Raw genomic sequence first — 26397 nt, 5'->3', positions numbered from 1 at the left:
CATGAATAGTATTCATAATAAAGATATAGGGACAAAACAAAAAGCGCTCGCCATTAACCTTGACCCTAAAATTTATGGCTCATTTGCAGAAATAGGCGCCGGTCAGGATGTGGCTGCCAATTTTTTCAAAGCCGGTGCATCATCAGGCACTATTGCCAAAACCATGTCGGCTTATGATATGACCTTTTCTGATGCTATTTACGGGGTACAACAGGTGCGCCGTTATGTAAGTGAATCGCGCCTGATCTCGATGCTTGACCATGAGTATGGCCTGTTAATTGAACGCCTGGCCGAGCAGCGCGGAGATTCGACAACCTTTTTTGCTTTTTCAGATACGGTTTCGGCACTTAACTACAACAAAACAAATGACGGTCATGGCTGGATGGGTGTACGTTTTCAACTGGAGCCAAACGGACCATTTAATGATGTAGTACTGCACGTAAAATTATTAGATAACGACAATAACCTGCAGCAGCAGGCAGTAGGAATTTTAGGCGTAAACCTCATGTATGCCTGTTTTTACTATAACGATATTCCCCCGGTATTTTTACTTTCATTAATGGATAACCTATCCCGGGATAGGATTCAGATTGATATGATCCGTTTTGAAGGGCCCGACTTTACCAAGGTAGATAACCGCCTGATGAGTTTACACCTGGTAAAATATGGTTTCTCTGATGCGGCTGTATTTGGTCCAAACGGTAAAAACCAGCAACCTTCTGACGTTTTATATAAAAAGCATATTGTGGTAATACGCGGACGTTTCCGCCCTATTATTAACGTCCATTTAGATATGCTTAACACGGGTGTTAAGCAATTTATGCAGGAGCCCGATGTTGATAAGACAAACGTTATGGTAATTACCGAACTAACGTTGCAGTCATTAAAAGAAAGGAACGCCGATTTAACTGCCGAAATTGATGAAAAAGATTTCCTTGATCGTGTAGATATTCTTTGTTCACTTGGGCAAACGGTGTTGATCTCTAATTTCCATGAGTATTATAAACTGGTGGCTTACCTGTCAAAGATCACTAAATTAAAACTGGGTGTCGTTTTGGGTTATCCTAACCTGGAGTACATTTTTGCGGAAGAGCATTACCAGGATCTTCCGGGTGGTATTTTGGAGTCGTTCGCTACATTGTTCAGCCGCAAAGTAAAACTGTTTATTTACCCTACTTTACGCAATGCAGTGATCTGGAATTGCCTGAAATTTTCACCGCCACCACATTTAATCGACTTGTACCGTTACCTGATTGCCAATAATAAAATAGAAGATATCAGACATTACAATGAGAACAACCTGCATGCAGAAACTGATAAAATATTACAACTCATAAAACAAGGTGCCAGCGGTTGGGAAGAATTTGTTCCGCCAGAGGTAGCTGCCATGATAAAGGACAAGCGTTTATTTGGCTATGCATCAGAGCCCGAAATTATTAAGGAAGATGTTACAACCAACAATAATGACCCCGAAATTGCTTTAGGTAGCATTTAAATTCGGCTCCAATATTTGATCGATTTACTTATTTAACTTTATAGCTTTTATGCCTGCATATGCAGGCATAACTTGTTTAATAGTACCATTACTATTCAACGGCTTATCAATGCATACCTCGCGGCTATAATCTGCAGCATCGCCCTGCGTTTTAAAGATTTTTTTTAAAAGACAGGGAAATAAATAATAAAAGGATAACCGTTTCATGATTAATATAACGGTTATCCTCTTTTATTTCGGTCAATCCTATCTCCGGATGGGATTACTTCAACAGGGCCTTAATTTTATTAAAGATCTCTGTATTATTAAAAGCTCCCCTAAAATCAAGCGAATGCGGGCCATAGGTAAATATAGGTACAGGCGTGCCGGTATGATCGTTAGTGCTAAAATCGCCCCAAACGTATCCATTTTTAATGCTGCCATCCAATAGCGTTAAGCCACCTGTTTCATGATCGGCAGTAACAATAACCAGTGTTTCGCCATCCTCATCGGCAAAACGCAGGGCATCACCAACCATACGGTCAAAATCACTATTTTCGGTAATTACCTGCTCCAGGTTATTGTTGTGGCCGCCATGGTCAATTTGCGATCCTTCTATCATCATAAAAAAACCATTGGGCGCGTTTTTAAAGGTTTGAGTTACTTTATTAAATGCCAGTGGCAGATAGTTACCTCTGCCCGCCATTTTAGGCCTGGTTACACTATCATCCATCAAAGCGAGAATCTTTGTTGAAGGCGTGGCTAAAAAATCATCAAAATTACGGATGATGGTATAGCCCCTTTGTTTCATTTTATCTATCGGGGTTTCGCCATTTACCTTGTGAGTAAAATCTTTATAGGCCGAACCTAAAAAAATATCAACCGACGATGAAACTATTTGATTTGCAATAGATGTGGAATTGCTCCTTTCAGACTCATGCGCATAAAAGGCAGCAGGGGTTGCATCTGTTAACTCACACACCACTATATCTGCCGTTTTTTTGCCGGCTTCCGCGCTATAATCCGCCAGTGATTTTAATGGCTTGCCGGATGGATCAACACCAATTGCCCTGTCGTTTGTTTTTTGGCCCGAGGCAAAAGCAGTGGCGCCAGCTGCAGAATCTGTTATATAAGCATCGGCCGAATAGGTAATGGAAAAACCAACGTTTAACATCTGGAATATATTCAACTGCCCCCGGTTGGCGGTATAGGTAGCATATATTTGCGACAGGCCCATTCCATCGCCTATACACAAGATGATATTTTTAACCTTTTTTACTGCCCCATCTGATTTATAGGTAGGGTGATATACCGCATACGGTTTGGGAGCAGTATATTCAGATCGTTCTTTTTTATTTAAAAAATCACCAAGCTCTTCAATCTTATCGGCCCCAATTACATCAACACCCAGGCGCATCATAGCCAGCCAGCTACTTTTAGTATCAGGAGTTTCATAAAAACGCACCATTTTACCTGCACGGTGTACGCTGTCAATTCCACCCTTTACCCTGCTGATCTCCTCTGGATTTAATACACCTTTACCGTTCCAGTGCACGTACTTGCTCATGGGGAAGCTCACCAATCCTATTTTTTTCCACTCATCGGGTGTAAAGCCATCTAAATAGTCAACATCAAATGAAATCCAGGCCGGATAGCCGGGCATTGACGCGGCAGGCGGCACAGCGCCCGTCATCACAATTGAGAGCCGGCCCGGATGCCCATCATATGAAAAATATTTTTCGAGCGGTTTAAGCTCTTTGATTACCAGGGGCAGTACCGCTTTATAATCTTCTTTTATTTCGATAAGTAACCTTAAATGCCTTTGCGTGTCGCGGTTAAGTTTTTCAATTAAGGGATTGATATATAAGATCTTTAAAGAGCGGTTAGCACTGATATCCTTTTTATCATGCGCTACCATCAACTGCCCGTTAACCGCGTAAACATCTGCTTCTATCGAGCCAAAGCCTTTTTCATAGGCCCTGTAAAAAGGGATATTATTTTTGTAATCGTTATGGGAGTGCGCGTCTGCTACGGTATATGCTTTAATTTGAGCGCTGGCCCCTATGCTGATATTCAGCAATAATAATACTGTAAGTGTGAGAATTGTAGTACTGTTTTTCATTTCGGTTTTAAATATAAAAAACCGGGCGATGCCCGGTTTTAGGATTTCAATTCAAATTACCAACCTGCATTTTGTTTCAGCTGGCCCTGGCTTATCTGGATATCTTTAGGCGGAATTGGCCATACATTATCCCTTGCCGGATCAAAGTTTCGCGCTTTCCACACCACCGATCCATTGGCGCCGTGTAAGGGTTTTGCGTAAGTTGCCTGCGCATCGCCCCAGCGTACAAGGTCAAAATTACGATCGCTCCACTCACCGGCTAATTCAACACGGCGTTCGTGTTTCAAATTTGCCAATGTTGCGCCCGATATAGCTTTTAAACCTGCCCTGGTGCGTACCATGTTTATGGCGGCATCGGCATTTTTACCCTGCATAATTTGTGCTTCGGCTTTGATGAGTAAAATCTCGGCGTAGCGTAATAAAGGTACGTTCAAATCTGTTGATGGCTCATCTCCATTAGGGCTTACATGTATACCACCTGCATAGCTAAAAGGTTCCATGTATTTGTTAAACTGGTAACCGGTTAAGCTATTGCTTTTGCCGCCAATAGGGTAAGTATACGTTTGACCGAAATATTGAAAACTATCGCCATTTTGAAGGATAGTTGCTGGCAACCTTTTATCGCCGGTTTCAAATTCGTCAACCAATTCCTTAGTCGGCTGATAATAACCAAAGCCATTGTATAAACCCCAGCCTTTATTTTCAAGCATGGCTCCCGGTAAAATGCTCTGTCCGTTTAAATTACTGGCTACAGACCATATATATTCAGAACTATAGTTATTAGCTATTTTAAATACATCGGCATAGTTGGCTAACAAAGCATGTTTGCCACTTAAAATAACCGAATCGGCATATTTTTCGGCATTGGGATAATCCTTTGCGTGCAGGTATGTTTTGGCAAGATATGCCCAGGCAGCAGTTTTATGGGCCCGGCCATAATCAGATGTGGCAAGCTTATCAAAATAAGGCAATAATGAAGCTGCCTTTTTTAAATCAGCCGCGATATAAGCATAATTATCCTTAACTGATGCCAGTTGCGCCGGGAATGCAATTGGATTTGTACGGTTTTGAACCGGTGCACCTTGCTTATCAGTACCATATAAATCGGCAATTTCCAGGTGCATTACGGCGTGTACAAAGTAAGCCTGGCCTAAAATAAAGTTTTTGGCGGCCTGATCCATGGTAATGGCAGGCACATTTGCAATAACATCATTGGCCCTTTTCATTACTACAAAGTGTAATGACCATGGCGCATAAATACTATTTTCATTCCCGGTACAAACAAAGTTTTTAATATTTTCCCTATCGGCAGATGTACGGCCAACTACCATATCATCGCTGGCGTTTATAAACCAGAAGAACCCCCTGCCGTAAAGATCCTCGCTGTTGCTTTGTTTTTCATATAAACCGTTTGCTGCCTGCTGCGCATCATTAGCAGTTTTCCAAAAATTGGTACTGGTTGGCGTACCGGTGGGTTTAATATTATCTAAAGTGCTTTTTTTACAACTTTGCGCAAGCATAATAACCATTATACCCAGCAAGCTATTTTTAATTATATTTTTAAATTTCATCTCAATTATCTCCTTAAATTCTGATTGAATTACTACTTATAAGCCTACGTTAACACCTACTAAAATGATTCTTGATTGCGGATAAAGACCTAAATCGACACCGTTTTGGTTGATGCCAACTTCTGGATCAAGACCTGTGTATTTGGTAAACGTGGCCAGGTTTTGCGCATTGGCAAAAATTCTTGCGCTGCGTATTCCAATTTTGGTGATGAATGCTTTTGGCAAAGTATAACCAAGTGTTACGTTTTTGATACGCATATAAGAGCCATTTTCTACGTAAAAATCAGATACATTACCAAAGTTTCCGTTATTATCGCTTGCAGAAAGTCTTGGTATATTGGTGTTGGTATGTGCTGGGCTCCAGGCGTTCTTAGCATCGGCCAGGAGGTTATAGTTTTGGATAGATGCATTTAAACCGGTGTATTTAACGGCATTAAAAATTTTGTTGCCTAAAATACCTTGTAAAAATATGCTCATATCAAACGGACCATAGTTAAGGTTAGCAGTAAACCCATATGTAAATTTAGGGAACGGGGTACCAAGTATGGTTTTATCGTTTACATTAAGCTTACCATCGTTGTTCAAATCCACAAATTTGATGTCGCCTGGTTTAGCGTTAGGCTGAATAAGTGTACCATCGGCTGCTTTATAGTTATTAACCTCATCCTGGCTTTGAAACAAACCTGCAGTGCGATATCCGTAAAAGGAATATAATGGCGAACCTTTCTGTAAAAGAATAGGCACAAGGTTATCCCGCACTGTTGGATTGCCGGGTATTGTTTGTACGCCAGGTAATATATCAATAATGGTGTTTTTAATGTATGAACCGTTTAGCGCTAAGTTATAATGGAACAGCCCGGCGCTGTTTTGGTATTTAAGACCTAACTCAACCCCTTTATTCTGAATTTTTCCACCGTTTAAAAATGGTGGATTTGATACACCATATACGGCTGCTACCGGTGGCGCAAATAAAAATCTCGTATTGTTTTTTACAAACACATCTCCTGTGATGCTCAACTTATCATTCATCAAACCTAAATCAAACCCAATATCTGTTTGCGTAGCTATTTCCCATTTTAAATTTGGGTTGGCTAAACCATCAATGCCGTAACCGGAAGCAATTGCAGCAGGGCTGCCCAGGTAACCCGACGTTTTGGTTAACGATACGGATGTTGGAAAATCGGGCAAACCGGCGAGATTACCTGATTGACCATAACTTGCCCTTAATTTGGCAAATGACAATAATCCATCAACTGGGAAAAATGATTCTTTACTAACTATCCATCCCGCGGAAACACCAGGGTAAGTTTCTGAGCGGTATTTTCTGCTTAATTTTGATGTAGCATCCCGGCGGAGAATTCCATTAACAAAATATTTCCCTTTATAATCATAACCTATCCTACCTAAGTAAGAAATAAGCGCCGACTCGGTTAGGTTGCCAATCAATGGAGTGCCTGATGGACTCAACGTTCCGTTAATAAGATAACGATAAGCGTCATCCTCACTTAAGTAATTATCAGTGTTTACGCCAAAATTGCTAAACTTATCATCCTGGTAAGTATACCCTGCCAAAGCCGAAATGTGGTGATCTGTACCAAACGTCCTGTCATAAGTTAAGGTTTGCTCGGCAAGGAGGGTAGTTGCCGTATAACTTTCCTGGTACAGGAAGTTATCAAAAAACTTTTTCCCCGGCTCTAAAACCCTTGTGCTAAAATTTTTAACAGTTCCCAAATTTTTGGTAATTCCCAGATTTGAGCGAAATTTTAACCCTTTAAATAAACTTACTTCAACATACGGGTTGATGGTAAAGCTGTTTACGGCCGTACTATTATCCAAACGTTTTAAATAAGCTACAGGATTTATAACATCGCCGTATGAACCTGCATAGGCAACCGGTACACCGCCAAAACTTCCGTCGGCATTATAAATTGAAGCGTTGGGCGGATAAAATATAGCTGTTAAAATTGCACCAGTATAAGCGCTTGACGTATTAGCTCCCTGGCCATTACTGTAAGAGTACGTCATGCTTTCGCCCATTTTTAACCAGTCTTTTATCTGATGATCAGAATTAACCCTGAAGTTGTAACGAACCGAATTTGTATTTAACAGGATAGCATCATTTTTACGATAACTACCTGATACGTAAAATGTTGATTTTTCATTTCCTCCGCTTACATTCAGGCTGTAATCCTGTACATAACCTGTTCTGAAAAGAGCCTCGGGCCAGTTAGTTCTTGTTACGCGCGAATCTGGATTAACCGTAGCATCAAAAGCCGGGAGGCGGGTTTTACCGGCATTGTCATATGCCGTATTGATAGCATCTGCATACTCTGCCGCATTTAAAGCCTGCAATATTTTTAGTGAATTTTGCGTACCTCCTTTAACAGAAACATCCAGGTTGGTTTTGCCTTGTTTGCCGCGCTTTGTAGTAATTAATACCACACCACCCGCTGCCCTTGCACCGTAAATGGCCGCATATGAATCTTTCAACACATCAATCGACTCAATATCATTAGGATCAATTGGCCCGCCATTATAAACGGTACCATCAACTACGGTTAAAGGCCCTTCACTGTTAAAAGAGCTTTGTCCGCGTAATCTTATGCTTGGCGTCGCGGTGGGGTCGCCGCTTTCGTTTATGACTGTAACACCTGCAATTTGCCCCTGCAGCATTTCAGTTACCGAGCCAACAGAACGATCTTTAACGTTTGATACTTTTAGTGAACCTACAGAACCGGTTACATCTGATTTTTTTTGAGTTCCGTAACCCACAACCACTACCGCGTTTAAGCCTGTTACATCGGCAGTTAATGTTACATTAAGCGGCGAATGATCGGCAACAATTTCCTGGCTTTTGTAACCAATAAAAGAAAACACCAGTACCTCGTTGTGCTCAACCGATAATTTAAAATTACCATTTATATCAGTTGAAGTAAAAGCCGGTGAATTTTTGCTACGGATGGCTACACCTGCAAGGGGGCCATCTTTATCAGATACAGTACCGGTTATTACAATCTTATCCGGCGCACGCACAACTTTTTTACGTGAAATAATAATGGTAGCATACTTTTCCCTGTACTCCAATTGGGTGTTGACTATTAAAGCATTAAGTACCTCTTTTAATGGCTTATTGATAAATGTGCCTGCCTTTACTTTTACTAAGGTTACATCATCTAATTTGTAATTAAAGGCAACGGTGGCTAATGCCTTTTTTAATTTTTCAAGTGAAGCATCCATTGTTTCATCGGCAAACTTTACGGTTACCGGCTGATCAACCAGGGATGCTTTACGCTCGGCCAGGGCTTGCCCTGGCAGCAATGAAGTGAAAATTGTTAAGAGCAATAAAATTGCGGTCATTAACTTTCTTGAAATCCGGGTTAAAGTTTTTTCCATACATTTGTTTTTAAAGTGATTAGTAACGGCCGACTTGCTTTTAATTTTTGGCAGTTACACTTAATTAGCCAGTGCTTGTTAGTAGCAGGCATTGGTTTCTCTTTTATATATTATTTTATATTTACTATATCGCCCTGCAGCCTGTATTTTCTGCCATCAATTAGCTGCAGTATATCCAGCACCTGGTTTATACTTAATTTATTTGAAAACCTTACCGAATAATGTTGCTTGCTTAGCTTTTTGCCGGTGTATTTAAAATTCACATTGTACCTGTTTTGCAGGTAAACAACTACCTCTTTAAATTCTACGTTATCTAAAATAAGTTCGTCATGCATCCAACTAAGCGAATGATCGCTGGCAATTAATTGTCTTGAAAAGCTTTGATTTTGTTTATTATAAGTTACCTGTTGCTGTGAGGTGTACATACCAAAAGTGTGCTGCTGATCATGCACCTCAACTTTACCACTTTTAACAAATACCTTTATATCGGGTAGTTCGCTGTAAAACTCAATATTGAATGAAGTACCCAAAACCTGGGTAATAACTTTGCCTGTATGTACCAGGAAAGGTTTTAAGGCATCATGCTTTACTTCAAAAAAAGCCTCGCCATTTAGTAGTGTTACATCTCTCCTGGTTTCGCTGAATTTAACCGGGCATCTGATGGAGCTACCTGCGTTTAATTGAACAAGGGTATTATCGGGCAATAAAACCTGTTTCATTTGCCCTTTGGGCGCCGTAATTACCTGGTAGGCTATTACATCATTGGCTTTGTGGTTAATAAATATCCTGGAGCCCAAAATACCAGCGAAAAGAGCGATCAATACAACCGCCGCAACTTTTAACCAGGTAGTGTTTAATTTTTTAACTGCCCCTTTGGCAATGGTTTGTTTTTCTATTTTATTCCAAAGGGATTGTTTTAACTCAGTTACAGGTGTCTCTATTTCTGTATCCTGGTTAAACTCCTGCATCAGCGTTTGTAGTAACGCTAATTCTTCAGCCGAGCATTTGCCTGCATTAAATTTATCAAGTAGTTGTTTTATTTCCTTTTCTTTCACTTAAAAGCCTTTATACTTATCAAGTGACAGGTAAGGGCGATGTGTACTATAAGAAATTAAAAAAAAATATCAGGAGCAAAAATTCGCGGAAGTTATCGAGAGGAATAACGTTATAATAATGATGTACTATTTTTTTAAGCCGCCCCAATGCACTGCTGATCTGGTTGCGGACCGTTTGATGAGAAATACCTAATTCTGTTGCAATTTGCTGCCCGTTCATGTCCCGCTCCCTGCTACACAAATAAACCTGCCTCATCTTTTCGGGCATATCGGCAATTTCACGGTTTATTAAATAACTCAGTTCGGCAAAAGATAGTTTTTGCGCCGTGCTATCTTCAGCTATCCCGGGTAATTCAATAATATCATTTAAAGATTGTGGCTGCAAGCTCTGCTTTTTATACCATTTATAAGTCATGTAATTAATAGAAACCATTAGGTAGGCCTCCAATGCTCCATTAACCTGTATGGTATAGCGGTTCTTCCAAACAGAAAGGAATAGTTCCTGTACCATATCCATAGCCTCATCCTCGTTTTGAATTTTTTTGAGGGCAAAAGCTATTAATTTATCGGCATAACGTTCATAAATTTCTTTGAATGCGCGGTGATCGCCACTTTGTAATTCCAATAAAAGCTGATCATCGGGGTATTGCTTCACAAAACTTATTTTATAGGGCCAAAGTAACGGTATAGATGTTAAGGTAAATTTAAGTAGGTATTAATGCTTCAGAAAATCCGAAAAAAACTTTTTTTTATAAACAAACCGCACAGGTTAACAAAAATGATACAATTCATTTCGGGTTCATTTTCTGTACTGGTTTATTTTATAAGGCTATAATTGCCGGGCAAATTATTAAAAATAAATGAATCGGCTGCAACTGTTCAATCAAGATTATCTATTTCACAAAACTTCTTATCCAACGCATCAATATACATATATAAACAATAGTAAATCAATGACTTACAAATACAACATATTTAAAAAATGCTAAAAAGTTTATTGCTTTTTAAAGGCTTTTATATGTGAAAAGCTTAAGGCTAAAATGCAAAATCAATATCAAAAAACAATATAATTTTTTAACACGGCTGTACTATCAATCTATTTTCTGCCGGGTTGCTTTATGAGCGTTGCGGCACAGCCTAATACTTTAACCATTTTTAACTATTATAAGTTTGGTGTTTTGAGTTTGCTTTCTTTACTTTATAAACGTAATGTTAGCATTGTTATTCACATCCAAAACTTATAAGCTATCGCTTATATGCCTTTTTATTTTCTTTTTACCTGCGGCGCTTTCCGCACAAAATCTTTTTCTGGAAAAAATAGATTTATGCAGTGCCGAAAACTATTGTATGGATTGCGGCAGTCCGAGAGCAACCTGTTCGCAGTTTACACTTAATCAACTATGCGATAGAATAAACCGCAAATACCAGTTTAAGGATGCCGCCGGTTCAATCACGTTCCAGGTTTTGGTTGAGCCTTCGGGTTTTAGCTGCGTATTGAGCCATACTGATGTTACAAACAGCCCCTTAACTGCTGATTTGATCAGGGCGCTAAATGGTAGTATATGGAAGCCAGCTATCGAAAATGGCCAACGTGTTTCTGCATCGGTGAATGTGATTTTCCGGATAGCCAATGGCAGAATATCAAGCCAGATGCTAAGAATGGACCTTGCCCAGTTAAAGCCCCCCGGCGACCCGGTGATCTATAATAAAAGTACCGTTTACGATAATCCATCTTTAAAAAACTATGAATTTACAACGTGGACAAAGTACAATTCGCCACTGCCGGATAACATAGGTCAATCTTGCGCGATTGATGCCACCGATGTTTTGTGGTATGCCACAGCCCACGGGTTAACCCGCTTTGATGGAACAACATTTAACCCGGTTAGTGAATATAACTCGCCGTTTACCTCTGAAACCGCCGTGCAGGATGTTACGGTAGACAAAGACGACAACAAATGGGTTTACATTGCCAATGGGATATACAAGTATACCGACGCCGGCTGGCAGGTTTATGATTTTAAAAAGTTTATAAAATCAAACGTTACCCACATTTTAAAAAGCCGCAACGGCGAACTTCTTTTTACCACCAAAGATGGTATGGTAGTGGTAAGGAAAGATAAGGTTGTGGTATTGAATAAAAAAACCATACCGCTGCTGCCCTCAAGTAATGTTTATTACGCCTATGTTGATAGCCGGAAACGTTTATGGATAGGTACTTCAAAAGGTAGTATCATGATTGAGAATGACCGTTTGCCAAATACATTTAACACATCAGATACTCCGTTAAAAAACGCATGCATTTCTGGCGTAACAGAAGATGAAAAGGGTAATCTTTATTTTTCCCTTATCGATGATAATAAAACAACCGACGACGATGATAATGAAGGCATAGCTGTACTGAAAGCCGATGGCACCTGGCTGCATTATAATGATAAAAACTCGGGCATGCCATCAAACCATGTTACAAATTTACTGTATGATAAGTTTGAACATGTTTTGTGGATAGGTACAGATCAGTCTGGCCTGGTGAGGTTTGATTTAAATACCGGCTGGGAAAACTATCATAACAACAATTCATCGGCACCAGGTCATACAATTTACCAATTGGTACAGGATTCAAAAGGCGTTATTTATGCAACTACAGCCAATGGCCTGCTAAGAATCAGGAAGAAATAGAGAATTTAATTAAATTTTGAAGTTGATATGGAACTCTGCCAATAATTAAAAACAATAAATAGCCAAAAAGCATCTATCTTTGTGCTCAAATTTTTATAATTATATTTCCATGGCAAAGGCATCTGAAATTAAAGTAGGAAACATTTTACGTTACAACGGCGAACTGGTAACAGTTACGGAAGTTCTGCACCGGACCCCAGGTAAAGGTGGAGCTTTCTATTTAGATAAATTTCGGAACATTAAAACCGGGAAAATTGTGGAAGCCCGCTTAGCTACTGACGAGCAGGTTGAAATTTGCCGTGTGGAAACCAACGATTTCCAATACCTGTATGAAGAAGGCGATTTTATGGTGATCATGGATAATGTTACCTATGATCAATTCAATATACCTAAAGCACTATTCGGTCCGGCGGTGAAATTCCTAAAAGAAGGAATGAACGTGATAGTTTCTTTTGAAAGTGAAGAACCTATTATGGCCCAGGCACCTAACAATGTTGAATTAGAAATTACCTATGCCGAGCCGGCTGTTAAAGGCGACACCTCTTCTGGCGCTATGAAATATGCTACTACAGAAAATGGTGTTGAAATAAAAGTTCCTCTTTTTGTGAACCAGGGCGATAAGGTAAAAGTAGATACCCGTACAGGTGAATACCTTGAGCGTGTTAAATAAGTTTACATAAACGATATACCGAGCGGCTTATAGAAATATAAGCCGCTTTTTTATTGAAGTCTTTCTTTAAAGGTTACTATCAACGGTTAATCGATCCGTCAACCAAATTTCAACAGGGCTTTAACGACACTTTTTGCCCATTGGACGATTTATAGCTATGATTATTATAAAGGCGCTATAATTTCACGTCATCAAATTCAGAGAACAAATTAAAACTCAGAAAAGATGGAAACACAAAAACCTATATCAGCAATTCCGGCTTCGTTGAAAAGCTTTGCGTTGAGCAAAGGCCTATATTCGTCAATTGACGAAACCACCGAAAATCTCCCTGTTGTTAATAAGCAATCTTTAAAAACAGGATGGGTTGCTGTTCACGGGCTGCTGCTTTCAGCTTATATCAATTCCATATATCTGCTGCACCTATTTTACAGATAAAGCATCATCAATGCCATCGTTAAAAGTAAACCCTTCGCCAATCAATGATATATCGTGAGGGCTTAAAGCAACGACACACAAATACAAAACTAAATATCAGTCAGTTAACTAATTGGCCCTTTTATTGAAATCTTAGCCACATCAATTAATCATAAAAAACATATCATGGAAGACAACCAAGTTTTATCCCACATCAAAAACCTAACGATAACCGAAGAAGAACTTTACGGGAAAGAAAACCTGACGGACGAAGACATCAAACAATTGCACAAAATACAGCTCGATCTGGAACAATGCTGGGACTTTTTGAGACAGCGCCGTGCACTGCGCAATGCAGGTGATAATCCTGACGATGCGGAAATAAGGGATGCGGAAACCATTAAAAATTACAAGCGTTAGGCGCTGCAATCTAACTTATTCACTAAAGGCAAATACGAAGCCCAACCTGCCTGTTAATAATTATTCGGTGGTTGGGGTACTATAGAGTGTTTCTGTTTTGCTTTTTAAACTCTAATTTAGATATCGTGAATGAAGCCATCAGAAACCTCCTTTTCGCGGCATCGGCAGCACGTTAAATCATACTATCATTTACTTATTGAATTTTTTAATTAATCAACATAAAACTAAAATTAAAATGGAACCAAAAATCGGAATATCTAAGGACAATTTAGCTAAAGTAGCGCATGCCTTAAACGTTATCCTGGCGGACGAGTACTTATTGTATACAAAAACAAGAAATGCACATTGGAATGTTGAGGGTCCGGATTTTCATAGCAAACACCTGTTTTTTGAAGCTCAGTATGAGCAACTGGACGAAATTATGGATGGTGTTGCAGAAAGGATCAGATCGCTTGGTCATTACGCACCGGCCACGCTTAAACTTTTTTTGGAGCTGACTCATATTTCGGAAACTTTGCACGAAAAAAATGATGGCACCGGTTTTATTACAGAGCTTTTAACCGACCATGAAAGTTTGATCATCCACCTGCGTGAAAACATCAACTACTTTGCCAATGAACTAAAAGACCTTGGAACAAGCGATTATGTAACCGGCTTAATGGAAACCCATGAAAAAATGGCATGGATGCTGAGGTCGCATTTAAGATAACCTTATGGAGACTCAAAAGAGTATATGGTTTGTTACCCTGCTACTTGCAGCAGTGGCCGGTTATTGTGATACCGTTACATTTGTTGCAGCCGATTCCATATTCTCTGCCCACGTAACCGGAAACTTTATCGTTTTTGCCTACCAGATCATTAAAGGGTCAGATTCGCAGGCATGGATCAAGCTTTTAACATTCCCTGTATTTATCATAGCCGTTATAATAGGTGGCCAGATAGCATCCCGGGCATTAAACAGGCACAAGATCCTATTGCTGGAAGGAATAGTATTATTAATAAGTGGCGCGGCTGCAATTGCCTTCGTTCACGTTCCTAAACTGGATTGGGTGGGCTATTCGGTTGTGATGCTGGTTGTACTTGCAATGGGCCTGCAAAATGCATTTGGTAAACTATTTGCCAAAGAAACATACGGCCCTACCACCATGATGACGGGTAATGTAACACAGGCAGCACTTGATCTGGGCAGCATCATTACATCTGGGTTTAAAGATATTTTAACCTGGGAAAGTCTCAAAAAACAAAGCATCACTATTGGGGGCTTCCTGATTGGTTGTCTCCTTGGTGCATTGATGGCCAAAAACTTCGGTTTAGGAGTAATTATTTTACCCGGCATAGCTATGATCATTTGCTATTGGATCACCAATAAAACCGTCGCTGTGCAATCAGTGTAATTTAAATTATACTGAAAATAATATCATGAAGAAGGCCTGTTTCAATGCAGGCCTTCTTGCGTTATCGGGAATAATAGCCGTCACGATTCAATTACAAATCGACCAGAAAAAGTTCAGATTTTTCTTTTGCGTTAACTAACACTAACTCCTCCTTTTTTTCTTTTTTTCCGATATTCATCAACACTACCGCAAACAGGATCAGAATAACACCCACCCATTGCAGAAAGCTGACAGGCTCCTTTAACAGGATGTTTGCCATTAATACAGATACCGGTATTTCTACAGTTGCAATAATGGCTCCCAGCCCCATGCCTGTTAGCGGCATTCCCCTGGTAAACAGCAAGGGCGGAAGGATTGTTCCAAACAATGAAAGCAGAAGACCCCAGCGCAAAAATATGGCATATGAAAACTGCTGATTCAAAGATGAATGAAAAATAAAAGCAATAATGATCAATCCGCCCAGGATCATGTAAAGGCTTCTTTTTAGCGGAGGAAAATGAAGTTCGATGTTGTTTGATGAGTACATAGTTGCTGTGTAGGAAAGAGCGGCCATTATTCCCCAGCCAAATCCAGCCCAGCTGATACTAACGGATTGTTTAAGCAAACTGGTGGCCAGTATTGTTCCGGCTATAATGATAAAAACTGACGCTATCTTACGTAATCCCGGCGCCTTTTTATGCAAAATCATCTCCAGGATAACGCCCATCCACACCGTTTGCATTAACAATACAATTGCAACACTTACCGGTACGTACTGAACCGCCATATAGTAGAAAACGCTGGTTAACCCCATAGATGTTCCCGCAACTATTAACTTAAATATGCTTTTATTGCCTGATGCTTTTGCTTCTGGCACCGCCTCCCGTTTACGGAACAAGGTTAAAATAAAGAGCCCGGCAAATCCCAGACCGAACTGCGAAAGCGTTACTTCTGCTGTGCTGAATCCTTCATGATAGGCCATTTTTACAAAGGTTGCCAGCATTCCATAGCTCGACGCTCCCAGCGCAACCAAAATGCTTCCTTTAAGTGCATTGTTTTTCATTAATGTGTTTTTTATGTCACCTAACATTCCAGATTTAGTTTTCTGTTGCTAAAGCTTCATTTGATACAGCCGGCCCCCAAAATGACCAACGATTCAAAGGTATCTGTAGAAAACTCTTTATTTGTATTGAAAGCAGGAGTTGGCAAAAAAAGGGCTTTTCTGTGACGATGATGACTTTGTTCAATTTTCCAGCACAATGTGCGCCAATTCCATCTCAATCAAATCTTTGATATTTTGGTGCGATGTATCTATCGACTTTTTAAAATCCTCCGGCGCAAATGATTCTCCGTTTATGGCGATCACATGAATATTGCTGATCCCTATAATATTAAATACGGTTTTCAAATAGTTGCTCTGGAAGTTCATATGCTCGTTATATTCTCCTTTTTCATATCCCTGGGCACCTCTTGAAAGTAAAAGAAATAATGTTTTATTTTCAAGCAGACCTATATACGGGTTCTGCATATTGGCTGGGTTAAACTTCCAGGTTTCATTAACCCTGAGAACCTGATCAATATAGGCCTTAAGCGCACTGGGAATTGACCAGTTGTACATAGGAGAAGCAAGAACAATAACATCAGCTTCCCGTAGTTCGGAAATATAAGTATCGCTTGTTTTAAAGCTTCTATTTCTTCTTCTGATCTTGCTGCGGCAGGTTTGAAAGCCGCGGCAATCCAATTCTCGTTGATGTGGGGCACATCGGTACTTCCCAATTCCCGAAAATTGATAATTGGATCGGTATGGATAGTTTTCCAGTGATCTATAAATACTTCGGTGAGTTTTCTGCTATGAGATCTAAGCGCTCTTGCGCTTGAATTAATGACCAATACTTTTTTCATTTCGATAATTTTATATACAAAAGTATAGCGATGCTGGATTATATTTGCATACCAGTTTCTATAAAAACCACAGCCCAGATGTTACCCTACAAATCATTAATCCAAATTGATAGAAATGCAGCTGTATCACTATACATCCAGGTGTGCAATAGTTTTATATCATTAATCACCAGTGGTACGCTACAGCCATCTGATATATTGCCAAGCTCCCGTATACTGGCAGATTTGATTGGTATTAACAGAAACACGGTAAAACTGTCTTATGAAGAATTGATTAGCCAGGGTTGGGCTGAATCTATAGAGCGCAAGGGCGTGTTTGTACTTTCCAGGCTACCGGTACGTTCCAAACGGATACTACCTGAAGCTAACAAAAACAACAGTGCTCAGGAGCCTTTTATATGGACAAATAATTTTGCAAATGCCATACCCACCAAAAATCTACAGAAAACTACGCTCGCTATTGATGATGGCTTTCCCGATGTGCGCCTGGCGCCGGTAGATCTGCTCATGCGCGAATATCGAAGTCTTTCCAGAAGATTTCATGGAAAAAACATTTTGAAATATGGTAGCTCCAAAGGGTCAGAACATCTTCGCGTTGCTATTTGCAAGTACCTTTCCAATACCAGGGGCTTAATTGTTTCTTCTGAAAATATACTGATTACAAAGGGTAGCCAGATGGGAATCTACTTAGCGGCGCAACTGCTGCTCCAACCTTCAGATAATATAGCCGTTGGAATTTCAAACTATACTTCTGCAGATGATGTTTTCAAACATGCCGGTGCCAACCTTCTGCGGATTCCGATTGATCACAACGGAATGGATGTTGATTATCTTGAAGAGATTTTACAACATAAGAAAATAAAGGCAGTATATGTGATACCGCATCATCACTTTCCAACGGCGGTAACCATGAGTACCGAGCGGAGGTTAAAACTATTAAATCTTGCTAAAGAACACCGTTTTGCCATTATCGAAGACGATTATGATTTTGATTTTCATTATGATAACAAGCCCTACCTGCCTTTGGCAAGTATCGATCATAATCAAAATGTAATTTATATTGGTTCGATTTCGAAAACTTTTGCCCCTGCCCTACGCATTGGGTTTATGGCAGGACCATCAGCATTTATTGATGCCGCATCTTCATTAAGAGAGCTGATAGACAGGCAGGGAGACACCCTTTTGGAAGAAGCATTTGCCGTGATGTTTGACGATGGAGAGATGGAAAGGCATTTTAGGAAGTCATTAAAAATTTACAAGCAGCGCAGGAACCTTTTTTGTGAGATACTTAAGTCCGACTTTAAGGATGAGATACAATTCAGAATCCCGGAGGGAGGACTTGCGGTGTGGTCTACTTTTGATAAAAAGATCGATCTGATCAAAATGTCTGAAGACGCATCAAAAAAAGGACTTTATATCGACAATGGAAATTTTTATAAGAACGAATCCTTTGTTACCAATGCGCTGAGGATGGGCTTTGCTTCACTTGAGGAAAATGAAATAGTGGAAGCACTCGGGATTCTGAAAAAGGCAGTGCATTAAGTTCGCTGGGCCATCCTTTATCTCATAATTGGCATATTTAACATCCCTGTTATTGCTCTAATTTTGTTTCAAACAAATAAATTTTTAAGCAATGACAACACGAATTAACATTGAAAAAACAGAGCCGGCAGGATACAGAGCAATTCTTGGACTGGAAAAATTCATTGAAAGCACACCACTGACAAGAAAACATAAAGACCTGATTAAAATCAGATCTTCGCAAATAAACGGATGTGCTTTTTGTATTGATATGCACACTAAAGATGCCCGTAAAGCCGGCGAAACAGAACAACGCATTTATGCGCTCAACGCCTGGCGCGACACTCCGTTTTTTTCGGAAGAAGAACGTGCAATATTAGCCCTGACCGAGGAAGTTACTTTAATTAGCAATCATGTAAAAGATGAAACTTATGAGCAGGCAGCTAAAGTACTGGAGGCAACTTACCTGGCACAAGTGATATTAGCAATTATTACTATTAATGCATGGAACAGAATTGGCATTACAACCAACCTAATACCAGCATAACGTTGATGCTGGATATCGATAATGAAAGCCCTCTAACCGAGGGCTTTGCTTTTATATTTAAGTTCGCTGGGCCACCCTTTATTTTGTATTTGGCATATTTAGCATCCACGTTGGTGGCCTAATTTTGTGGCAAACAAACAATTATGGATAATACATATCAGGTTAAAATAATCAAGACCGATTTTGAAATTGAACAATGCTGGGAAGTCGCATTTTTGTTAAGGCCGCATCTGAATAAAAATAACTGGTCTTCCATGATTTCAGAGATGATGCAACATGAAAAGTACAACATCGCCGGAATTATGGATAATGACAAGGTTGTTGCATTTGCAGGATACCGCACCATGACGTCATTGCACAGTGGTAATATAATTTATATTGATGATCTCTGCACTTTGGAATCTTACAGGGGGAAAGGCCTGGCCTCTCAACTGTTAAAACATGTGAAAGCTATTGCCATATCAAATAATAAAAATGCCGTGGTGCTTGATACAAATTTCAATAATAATACAGCACAAAAGTTGTATCTGAACAATGGATTTCAACTCGCCGCGCTCCATCTCTCCTGTGATTTAAGAAAGCAGCATTAATATTGGGAATTTGAAGGATTTGATTTTAAAAGAGGGGTGTTTAAAACGCCCTTTTTTGTTTTTGTATGGATCGTGATTTTCTTAGGTTAAATGAGACTTTTAAAGGCATTATCGTTATTATCATGATTAGATTTTACAACTTGCATCATTAATCGTGAAGACAGCCGGCTTTTCAATTTTAGTCGGGTAAATATCTATTTTGCCAATTCCAATAAAACTTTTTCCCGCATTTTACTTAATGCGATATTCACACTTTCAATTGTAGCTTTGCATTGATTAGCTTCAACGAGCACTTTCTTTTTGTCGATAAGTTGTTTATTCAATTCATTATCAATGTTGCTAAGATCAACCATTGAATAGCCTACTAACTGGTTTCTTACTCCATTTACATTAAAATCAATACTGGTTTGATTTAGTATAGCGGCCAGGCTATTTAACTCAGTCGTCAGTTTCGAATTGTCTTTTGTGATCTGTGTCAGTTGAGATTTTAAGTCCTCTTGATCGATTTTGGCCTTATTTAGACTAATAGCGAATATATAATTCTCTCCCTGCAGGTTATCAAGATCAAGATTAATATACCCAACTAATCTATAAACTTTGCGTAATTTCTCCTTGTCGTTTATTGAATTAATTGCACTATCAAGATTTTTTATCCATGATAAGAAATTATTAATACTGCTCAAAAAGCTTGGTTGTTCTTTATCCTGAGCAAAAGATGGCATTACTATCGAAATACACAGAAGTGCGGCAAGAATTAGCTTTTTCATTTGAGTTTTGGTTTAGTTTTGTAGAATATTAAAAAAAGCCCAATAACAAATAAAAGTAAGGGAAGTATCAGCAATCCCAATTCGGCATATTTTATGCCCCTGCTAAAAATCGTAGTCACAATATCTTCCCTTGTATAAAAGAAATAAAACGACATTATTAAAGATATAATGCCAATTATTAGTTTCGTTTCTTTCATAAAAACGGGTTATTTTTCGATTTCAATCATCAAAAAAAACAGCTATTAGTATAAAAATATGCCAAAGGGATTTATTTTTAATTACCTGAAAATCTGTTATTTATAAATATAAAACAAGATTTTGGTTCTTGCAAATAAATCATAAATATTAAAAAATCAATTAGTTATTCCGACTATTTGCCGATGCAGAAAATATCTGGACAATGATTATCAGCAAGTTATGAGTTTGATTATTTGAAAACACAAAACACACCGTAAAGAAGGTAAAATTCCTAACGCAGAATACTGGTATAGCAGCACGGAAAATCCGCCCCAACTTAATAATAAATCAGCCCCGCCCTTTATGCATCTTTTTTTACTATTAATTAAACATCTATAAAACAGTATTTTAACTAACTTTATCATAAAATCTAAAACCCTTCTACAATCATACGAGGAGGATTTTGTCTTATAGAAGATCCAAAGTTGAATCATTGTAAACCCTGCAAAAACAATTCAAATGAAATTGAGACATACGTTCATAATAACCTTTGCATTAGTCGCAGTTTTTTTTGTTGCACAATCTTTTTATTACAATTATTTGAAGAAAGTTGCGCCATCAAAACAATTTTTGTTTAAGGATTCTGGCAGGCGTGTTGCCGTATGTGGTTCAGCTTATAACCCTGCAGACACGGATTCAGCTATTCCGGCATTAAAAGGCTGGGGTAACTATCAATGGAAAATTACGACAGCGTCTGACAGTGCTCAATTTTACTTCAACCAGGGAATAAGCATGTATTATGCTTTTCATTCGATAGAGGCAATCGCATCATTTACCAAAGCAATCCGTTTTGACCCAAAGTGTGCAATGGCCTGGTATGGCAAATCACTGGCTATGGGCCCCACTATTAATTATCCTAATGGCTATACTCCTCCCTCTGGTGCTTATGAAGCCTCTGTTCGGGCAAATACTTTCAGCCTTTCTTGTTCTCCACTGGAAAAAGAACTCATTAAAGCGATGCAGCAGCGTTACAGTATGGACAGTACCATCAGCGTAAAGAAGCTGAGAACCAGCTATGCTAAGGCTATGCAACTGGTTTATGCCAAATACCCCAAAAACGCCGATGTAGTAACGCTTTATGCAGATGCTTTACTATTATTACACCCTTGGGATCTGTACGCAGCTAATTTTATACCCAAGCCATGGACACCGCGGATACGCATCCTGTTAGAAAAAGCACTCGCTATTAACCCAAAAAATCCCGGCGCAAATCATTACTATATCCATACCATGGAGGCATCCGCTACGCCGCAAATGGCTTTAAAAAGCGCCTATCTACTGGATACACTGATGCCACAGGTATCGCATATCACCCATATGCCCTCGCACATCTATATCCGCACGGGCGATTATCAGCGGGGAATAAAGGATAATGAGGCAGCAATCCGGGGATATGATCTTTATCTGAAACAATATGCCCCCGTGGTAAACGGTGCTGTATTATACCAGATTCACAACCTCCATTTTAAAATTAACTGCGCGCAAATGGGGGGTAATTATAAAACAGCTATTAATACTTCCGATTCCCTTAAAGCGATCATACCTTCCGCTTATTTATCTTTCCAAGGCGGGGACGGCAATTATTTTCAATACATTTATATGCAGTCCGCGTTAACATTAGTTCGTTTTGGTAAATGGGATGATATCCTAAAAATCAAACCTATCGATACCGTTGCCTATGCCTCCATTCTATTACATTTTTCAAAAGGCTTAGCCTGGTGTGCCAAAAACAATTCGGCCAGGGCCGAACAGGAATTACAACTACTAAATGCTAACATGCACGACGCCTCCTTACAGATACCTATTGATAATTTCAGTTCTGCTTACCAAGCCGCAGGCGTAGCCAGGCTTATCCTGCAAGGTGTTATAGCAAAAACGCAAAAACGTTATGCTTCTGCTGCTGATATCTTAAAAAAGGCGGTAACTGCTGAAGACAAACTCATTTATAACGAGCCCCGTGACTGGCCTATACCTGCAAGGCAATATTTGGGAGACCTGTTATTACAAACCGGCAGGTATTGGGAGGCAATCTCCGTATTAAATAAAGATTTGGCTATTCACCCTAATAATGGTTGGGCATTGACCGGGCTTAAGCTGGCTTATCAGAACATAGGTGATGACTTCGCTTTGAACAAAGTAGAAAAGCAGTTAACAGCCGCCTGGAAAATAAAAGATGCGGCCATTGACAAACCTGTATTCTGATCAATTAACTAAACTTTAAAAATCAAGACTGTAGAACTATATAGCACACAGGTACATTTTTTCTGGAAACACTGGTGACTTATTTTTACCCAACAGTTGTTCATCGTGGCAACCAAAAAAACAGCGAAATTACTTTCAAATAGTAACATAAAGCTTAAATATACCGAATGGTTTTATTTATAAAAGCCTGATATCATGATATTTATACAAAATAAAACAGTGATTTTTATTTTCCATTTTTAGCTTATAACTAATTGAAAATCAATAAATTATTCTGACTACTTGCCGATACAAAACTTACTAAATATATTCTCCAGCAGATCATCGGTAGTTACCACACCCGTAATTTCGCCCAGGTAATGCAGGGCTTGCTTAATATCCATCGATAGGAAATCAGAAGTGATACTGCCATCTATGCCGCCTAAAACTCTTACCAGTGCTTCTTCGGTTTTTTGAAGAGCCTCCAGATGGCGAATATTGGTTACCAGGGTTTCGTCGCCGCTGAGTTGGTCTTTGATGGCAGTGGTGTAGATCTTGTTCTTGAGGTCGTCTATATGCAGCTTTTCTTTGGCCGATATAAAAGTGGTTTGCATATCAGGCAATCCCGAGGTAGTGAAAAAAGCCTGGATGCTTTCCAACTTCAGTATATCCTCATCTAACAGATCCATTTTATTGGCCACCATTAACATGCCCACGCCGGGTTTCTGCAGACTATCCAAATCACTTTTAAGTTCGTCTAAGGTGATGAGTTCGGCATCAAACACATAGATCAATAATGCCGACTGGCTTATTTTTTCCATAGTGCGCTGTACTCCTATCTGCTCAATAGCATCTGTAGCTTCGCGAATACCTGCTGTATCTATCAACCTAAAATTGATGCCTTGTATATTCAACACCTCTTCAATGGTATCACGGGTGGTACCCGGGATATGACTTACAATAGCTCGTTCCTCGTTTAGCAAGGCATTAAGCAGGGTTGATTTACCTGCATTTGGCCTGCCTGCAATAACCGTATTTACGCCATTTTTAATGGCGTTACCCAACTCAAACGATTGGATGAGCCGGCCTACTATTTTGGTAATTTCATGGATTAGGTGTTTCAGCTGGTCGCGGTTGGCAAACTCAACATCCTCTTCGGCAAAGTCAAGTTCCAGTTCAATCAGCGAGGCAAAGTTTACCAGCTGTTCGCGCAGGGTTTGCAGCTGGGTGCTAAAACCGCCCCTAAGCTGTTGTAGTGCCACCTGTTGCGATGCTTTAGAGTTGGAGGCTATCAAGTCTGCAACGGCTTCAGCTTGCGACAAATCAAGCTGACCGTTCAGGAACGCCCTTAAGGTAAATTCACCGGGCTTTGCAGAGCGTGCTCCTTTTTTGATAAACAACTTGATGATACTCTCGATAATGTAACCCGAGGCATGGCAGGAAATTTCAACCACATTCTCGCGGGTGTATGATCGCGGTGCCACAAACAATGATGCCAATACCTCATCCAATACCAGGTCACCATCTACAATATGGCCGAAATGAATGGTATGCGAAGCCTGCTTTGTTAAATCCTTACCCTTCCAAACGCTGTTGGCTATAGCAATGGCATCCAGCCCCGAAAGGCGGATCACCGCGATAGCGCCAATTCCGTTTGGCGTTGCAAGGGCAACTATTGTTTCCTGTTGTGGGTGGTGAGTGACTGCTGAGTTTTGATTATCCATAGCTAATTATCTGAACCTAAGTTTTCAGAATTAATGAATTTTCAGAATTTTAAATTTCTTATAATTCTATAATTCGATGAATTCCGGTTCAGAATGCAAAAGTAAAACAAATTACCATCAACTATGAACCATCCCAAATGAACTACTTTTCAATGACTTAATGGTGCTTCAACAAATGACGAATGAACAGTAACCAATGGCTAAAAAGCTTTAGCTTTGCGCAAATTATGGTAACTTTTTTTGAAGCTTCGCTCGATACTATTTCGGTACATCATGTTGGCAACCCATTGCAGGATGAGATGTACTCTTTATCAGATAATCCGCTGGAATTGAAGGATGAAATTATCCCCAACCTGCTGATGCAGTATTTTTTAAAACCGTTTGAAAAGGTTAACGAGGTTTATCACCTGATGCACAGCAGCGGCGATCTGGCCCTTAACGAGCTACACCATTTTGCCACACAGGCATTTGATGATAAAGAGAAATTTCATGAGGCATCTGAAAAGATAGCCAAGCACTTGTTTAAGGTAACCACCCACCCCAATATTAAAGGTGGCGAACTTTATGTGGTATACTTTAACAAAGTACAAATTGAGGGCAACCCGCTGGATGCCATCGGCATATTTAAATCAGAAAATAAAGAAACTTACCTGAAAGTTTACCCGGATAAGGGCGGTTTCCAAGTTGATTATGAGCAGGATGCCATCAATATCAACAAACTGGATAAGGGCGTTTTGATCTTTAATATCGAAAAAGAAAACGGTTATAAAGTGGTAGTGGTTGATAAAACCAATGGTGGCCAGGATGCCGCCGTATACTGGAAAGATGAGTTTCTACAGCTCAAGATCCGGAACGATAGCTATAATCAAACGAGTAATACACTGGGCATCTACAAAAACTTTGTTACCCAAAAACTCGACGATCAGTTTGAAATGAGCAAAGCCGATAAAATCGACCTGCTTAACCGCTCCATGAAATACTTCAAAGAAAAAGAAACCTTTGATATGGATGAGTTTGGTAATGAAGTAATAGGCAACCCGGAAGCCATAGAATCATTCAAAAACTTCAAAAATCAGTACGAGCAAGATTTTGACACCCCTATCGCCAACACCTTCGAAATCTCCGGCAACGCCGTAAAGAAACAAGCCCGCGATTATAAAAGCGTATTAAAGCTTGATAAAAACTTCCACATCTATATCCATGGTGATAAAGAACTCATTGAAAAGGGCTTTGATGATGGTAAGAATATGAACTTTTATAAGGTATTTTTTAAAGAGGAAGCATAGGAATACGCTTATCAAATAAAATAAACTAAAACCACAAAGGTTTATCAGAAAAATATCTAATCTGATAAACCTTTTTTATTGTTCCAAGTCCTACCCATAATACCGAAACATTTTTTAGTTAACCAAATCACAACATCTCAATGAAAAAATCACTTTTTATTTTATCACTGCTATTTATTATTGCAAGCTGCAAAGTCCCCAATTACGCCATAGGCATGAGCGAAAATGAATTTACTGCTTCTCAAAAATACAATTTAACCTTAGTTGAGGCATCCCGGGGAAGAGCCATTTATAAAAGGGCTGTTGAAAGTGACGGTAAAACAGTAACAGCAAATATGTACTACTATTTTGTAGATGGTAAATTAGTACGTATGGAACGTGTTGAAAACAACCCGGATATTATTATTGAACAAAGAAAAAGCTAAATATTTGTATAGCCTTAATGAATCAGGCTTACAGAATATCATATCC

At 39.4% G+C, this 26397-nt stretch carries 23 protein-coding genes and 1 pseudogene; 13 read left to right on the top strand and 11 right to left on the bottom strand.

The window, feature by feature from the left end; genetic code table 11:
* Nucleotide 1 precedes the first annotated feature (1 nt).
* Entirely contained in the window at nucleotides 2–1495 is a 1494-nt protein-coding gene (locus AC1D0K_RS28295; protein WP_477394111.1) for a TonB-dependent receptor, read from the top strand.
* 24 nt (nucleotides 1496–1519) lie between these two features.
* Here the strand turns inward: AC1D0K_RS28295 and AC1D0K_RS28290 are convergent, their stop codons facing one another.
* The 6 genes from AC1D0K_RS28290 to AC1D0K_RS28265 all read right to left on the bottom strand — a co-directional run bounded on the left by AC1D0K_RS28290 (nucleotide 1520) and on the right by AC1D0K_RS28265 (nucleotide 10270).
* Nucleotides 1520–1702, bottom strand: a complete 183-nt coding sequence (locus AC1D0K_RS28290) for a hypothetical protein (RefSeq protein ID WP_477394108.1) — start codon at nucleotides 1700–1702, stop codon at nucleotides 1520–1522.
* 55 nt (nucleotides 1703–1757) lie between these two features.
* A complete protein-coding gene (locus AC1D0K_RS28285) occupies nucleotides 1758–3596 on the bottom strand; it encodes an alkaline phosphatase (protein WP_477394106.1) in 1839 nt (612 codons plus the stop codon).
* Between the two features lie 56 nt (nucleotides 3597–3652).
* On the bottom strand, nucleotides 3653–5167 hold the full coding sequence (locus tag AC1D0K_RS28280) for a RagB/SusD family nutrient uptake outer membrane protein (RefSeq protein WP_477394104.1): 1515 nt from the start codon (nucleotides 5165–5167) through the stop codon (nucleotides 3653–3655).
* A 36-nt stretch (nucleotides 5168–5203) separates the two neighbouring features.
* A complete protein-coding gene (locus AC1D0K_RS28275) occupies nucleotides 5204–8560 on the bottom strand; it encodes a SusC/RagA family TonB-linked outer membrane protein (RefSeq protein ID WP_477463131.1) in 3357 nt (1118 codons plus the stop codon).
* A gap of 110 nt (nucleotides 8561–8670) precedes the next feature.
* A complete protein-coding gene (locus AC1D0K_RS28270) occupies nucleotides 8671–9615 on the bottom strand; it encodes a FecR family protein (protein ID WP_477394100.1) in 945 nt (314 codons plus the stop codon).
* Between the two features lie 46 nt (nucleotides 9616–9661).
* Nucleotides 9662–10270 (bottom strand): RNA polymerase sigma factor, encoded by a 609-nt coding sequence (locus tag AC1D0K_RS28265; RefSeq protein ID WP_477394098.1) that lies wholly within the window; start codon nucleotides 10268–10270, stop codon nucleotides 9662–9664.
* A gap of 554 nt (nucleotides 10271–10824) precedes the next feature.
* Between AC1D0K_RS28265 and AC1D0K_RS28260 the strand changes: the two genes are divergently transcribed.
* From AC1D0K_RS28260 to AC1D0K_RS28235, 6 genes are all read left to right on the top strand, one after another.
* Nucleotides 10825–12294: a ligand-binding sensor domain-containing protein gene (locus AC1D0K_RS28260; protein ID WP_477394096.1), complete on the top strand. Its 1470-nt coding sequence runs from the start codon at nucleotides 10825–10827 to the stop codon at nucleotides 12292–12294.
* 109 nt (nucleotides 12295–12403) lie between these two features.
* Nucleotides 12404–12964: an elongation factor P gene (gene efp, locus AC1D0K_RS28255; RefSeq protein WP_295721565.1), complete on the top strand. Its 561-nt coding sequence runs from the start codon at nucleotides 12404–12406 to the stop codon at nucleotides 12962–12964.
* 225 nt (nucleotides 12965–13189) lie between these two features.
* On the top strand, nucleotides 13190–13399 hold the full coding sequence (locus AC1D0K_RS28250; RefSeq protein ID WP_477394094.1) for a hypothetical protein: 210 nt from the start codon (nucleotides 13190–13192) through the stop codon (nucleotides 13397–13399).
* 165 nt (nucleotides 13400–13564) lie between these two features.
* Nucleotides 13565–13798, top strand: coding sequence for a DUF2630 family protein (locus tag AC1D0K_RS28245; protein WP_477441664.1), 234 nt, complete (start codon nucleotides 13565–13567; stop codon nucleotides 13796–13798).
* A gap of 235 nt (nucleotides 13799–14033) precedes the next feature.
* Entirely contained in the window at nucleotides 14034–14507 is a 474-nt protein-coding gene (locus AC1D0K_RS28240; protein WP_477394090.1) for a Dps family protein, read from the top strand.
* A gap of 4 nt (nucleotides 14508–14511) precedes the next feature.
* Entirely contained in the window at nucleotides 14512–15192 is a 681-nt protein-coding gene (locus AC1D0K_RS28235) for a YoaK family protein (RefSeq protein ID WP_477394088.1), read from the top strand.
* Between the two features lie 91 nt (nucleotides 15193–15283).
* Here the strand turns inward: AC1D0K_RS28235 and AC1D0K_RS28230 are convergent, their stop codons facing one another.
* From AC1D0K_RS28230 to AC1D0K_RS28220, 3 genes and pseudogenes are all read right to left on the bottom strand, one after another.
* Nucleotides 15284–16234 carry a DMT family transporter gene (locus AC1D0K_RS28230; RefSeq protein ID WP_477394086.1) on the bottom strand — a complete coding sequence of 317 codons (951 nt, stop codon included), beginning with the start codon at nucleotides 16232–16234 and terminating at the stop codon, nucleotides 15284–15286.
* 180 nt (nucleotides 16235–16414) lie between these two features.
* The gene (locus tag AC1D0K_RS28225) at nucleotides 16415–16912 is read right to left on the bottom strand and encodes an FMN-dependent NADH-azoreductase (RefSeq protein WP_477394084.1); all 498 of its coding nucleotides are present in this window, start codon (nucleotides 16910–16912) and stop codon (nucleotides 16415–16417) included.
* 41 nt (nucleotides 16913–16953) lie between these two features.
* Nucleotides 16954–17073: pseudogene (locus AC1D0K_RS28220) on the bottom strand (hypothetical protein); the annotation flags it as partial.
* A gap of 78 nt (nucleotides 17074–17151) precedes the next feature.
* Here AC1D0K_RS28220 and pdxR point away from each other — a divergent pair.
* The 3 genes from pdxR (at nucleotide 17152) to AC1D0K_RS28205 (ending at nucleotide 19731) form a co-directional block, all read left to right on the top strand.
* Nucleotides 17152–18615, top strand: coding sequence for a MocR-like pyridoxine biosynthesis transcription factor PdxR (gene pdxR, locus AC1D0K_RS28215; protein WP_477394082.1), 1464 nt, complete (start codon nucleotides 17152–17154; stop codon nucleotides 18613–18615).
* A gap of 91 nt (nucleotides 18616–18706) precedes the next feature.
* On the top strand, nucleotides 18707–19141 hold the full coding sequence (locus AC1D0K_RS28210; RefSeq protein ID WP_477394080.1) for a carboxymuconolactone decarboxylase family protein: 435 nt from the start codon (nucleotides 18707–18709) through the stop codon (nucleotides 19139–19141).
* Between the two features lie 143 nt (nucleotides 19142–19284).
* Nucleotides 19285–19731 (top strand): GNAT family N-acetyltransferase, encoded by a 447-nt coding sequence (locus tag AC1D0K_RS28205; protein ID WP_477394078.1) that lies wholly within the window; start codon nucleotides 19285–19287, stop codon nucleotides 19729–19731.
* Between the two features lie 194 nt (nucleotides 19732–19925).
* Here the strand turns inward: AC1D0K_RS28205 and AC1D0K_RS28200 are convergent, their stop codons facing one another.
* Nucleotides 19926–20498, bottom strand: coding sequence for a hypothetical protein (locus AC1D0K_RS28200; protein WP_477435428.1), 573 nt, complete (start codon nucleotides 20496–20498; stop codon nucleotides 19926–19928).
* A 777-nt stretch (nucleotides 20499–21275) separates the two neighbouring features.
* Between AC1D0K_RS28200 and AC1D0K_RS28195 the strand changes: the two genes are divergently transcribed.
* Nucleotides 21276–22937: a tetratricopeptide repeat protein gene (locus tag AC1D0K_RS28195; RefSeq protein WP_477394074.1), complete on the top strand. Its 1662-nt coding sequence runs from the start codon at nucleotides 21276–21278 to the stop codon at nucleotides 22935–22937.
* Between the two features lie 278 nt (nucleotides 22938–23215).
* Here AC1D0K_RS28195 and mnmE read toward each other — a convergent pair whose 3' ends face one another.
* Nucleotides 23216–24640, bottom strand: a complete 1425-nt coding sequence (gene mnmE / locus AC1D0K_RS28190) for a tRNA uridine-5-carboxymethylaminomethyl(34) synthesis GTPase MnmE (RefSeq protein WP_477394072.1) — start codon at nucleotides 24638–24640, stop codon at nucleotides 23216–23218.
* 227 nt (nucleotides 24641–24867) lie between these two features.
* Here mnmE and AC1D0K_RS28185 point away from each other — a divergent pair, with 227 nt between their 5' ends.
* Together AC1D0K_RS28185 and AC1D0K_RS28180 are read left to right on the top strand one after the other, a co-directional pair.
* The gene (locus AC1D0K_RS28185) at nucleotides 24868–25926 is read left to right on the top strand and encodes a nucleoid-associated protein (RefSeq protein ID WP_477394125.1); all 1059 of its coding nucleotides are present in this window, start codon (nucleotides 24868–24870) and stop codon (nucleotides 25924–25926) included.
* A 140-nt stretch (nucleotides 25927–26066) separates the two neighbouring features.
* Nucleotides 26067–26351 (top strand): hypothetical protein, encoded by a 285-nt coding sequence (locus tag AC1D0K_RS28180; protein WP_477394070.1) that lies wholly within the window; start codon nucleotides 26067–26069, stop codon nucleotides 26349–26351.
* Nucleotides 26352–26397 lie beyond the last annotated feature (46 nt).

The organism is Mucilaginibacter sp. P1_A3 (assembly GCF_056406855.1).
This window is presented reverse-complemented; position numbering and strand designations above follow the sequence as displayed.

Coding starts and splice junctions, on each gene's coding strand:
- AC1D0K_RS28295 (WP_477394111.1), top strand. CDS start 2: ATGAATAGTATTCATAATAAAGATATAGGGACAAAACAAAAAGCGCTC.
- AC1D0K_RS28290 (WP_477394108.1), bottom strand. CDS start 1,702: ATGAAACGGTTATCCTTTTATTATTTATTTCCCTGTCTTTTAAAAAAA.
- AC1D0K_RS28285 (WP_477394106.1), bottom strand. CDS start 3,596: ATGAAAAACAGTACTACAATTCTCACACTTACAGTATTATTATTGCTG.
- AC1D0K_RS28280 (WP_477394104.1), bottom strand. CDS start 5,167: ATGAAATTTAAAAATATAATTAAAAATAGCTTGCTGGGTATAATGGTT.
- AC1D0K_RS28275 (WP_477463131.1), bottom strand. CDS start 8,560: ATGGAAAAAACTTTAACCCGGATTTCAAGAAAGTTAATGACCGCAATT.
- AC1D0K_RS28260 (WP_477394096.1), top strand. CDS start 10,825: ATGTTAGCATTGTTATTCACATCCAAAACTTATAAGCTATCGCTTATA.
- efp (WP_295721565.1), top strand. CDS start 12,404: ATGGCAAAGGCATCTGAAATTAAAGTAGGAAACATTTTACGTTACAAC.
- AC1D0K_RS28250 (WP_477394094.1), top strand. CDS start 13,190: ATGGAAACACAAAAACCTATATCAGCAATTCCGGCTTCGTTGAAAAGC.
- AC1D0K_RS28245 (WP_477441664.1), top strand. CDS start 13,565: ATGGAAGACAACCAAGTTTTATCCCACATCAAAAACCTAACGATAACC.
- AC1D0K_RS28240 (WP_477394090.1), top strand. CDS start 14,034: ATGGAACCAAAAATCGGAATATCTAAGGACAATTTAGCTAAAGTAGCG.
- AC1D0K_RS28235 (WP_477394088.1), top strand. CDS start 14,512: ATGGAGACTCAAAAGAGTATATGGTTTGTTACCCTGCTACTTGCAGCA.
- AC1D0K_RS28230 (WP_477394086.1), bottom strand. CDS start 16,234: ATGAAAAACAATGCACTTAAAGGAAGCATTTTGGTTGCGCTGGGAGCG.
- pdxR (WP_477394082.1), top strand. CDS start 17,152: ATGTTACCCTACAAATCATTAATCCAAATTGATAGAAATGCAGCTGTA.
- AC1D0K_RS28210 (WP_477394080.1), top strand. CDS start 18,707: ATGACAACACGAATTAACATTGAAAAAACAGAGCCGGCAGGATACAGA.
- AC1D0K_RS28205 (WP_477394078.1), top strand. CDS start 19,285: ATGGATAATACATATCAGGTTAAAATAATCAAGACCGATTTTGAAATT.
- AC1D0K_RS28200 (WP_477435428.1), bottom strand. CDS start 20,498: ATGAAAAAGCTAATTCTTGCCGCACTTCTGTGTATTTCGATAGTAATG.
- mnmE (WP_477394072.1), bottom strand. CDS start 24,640: ATGGATAATCAAAACTCAGCAGTCACTCACCACCCACAACAGGAAACA.
- AC1D0K_RS28185 (WP_477394125.1), top strand. CDS start 24,868: ATGGTAACTTTTTTTGAAGCTTCGCTCGATACTATTTCGGTACATCAT.
- AC1D0K_RS28180 (WP_477394070.1), top strand. CDS start 26,067: ATGAAAAAATCACTTTTTATTTTATCACTGCTATTTATTATTGCAAGC.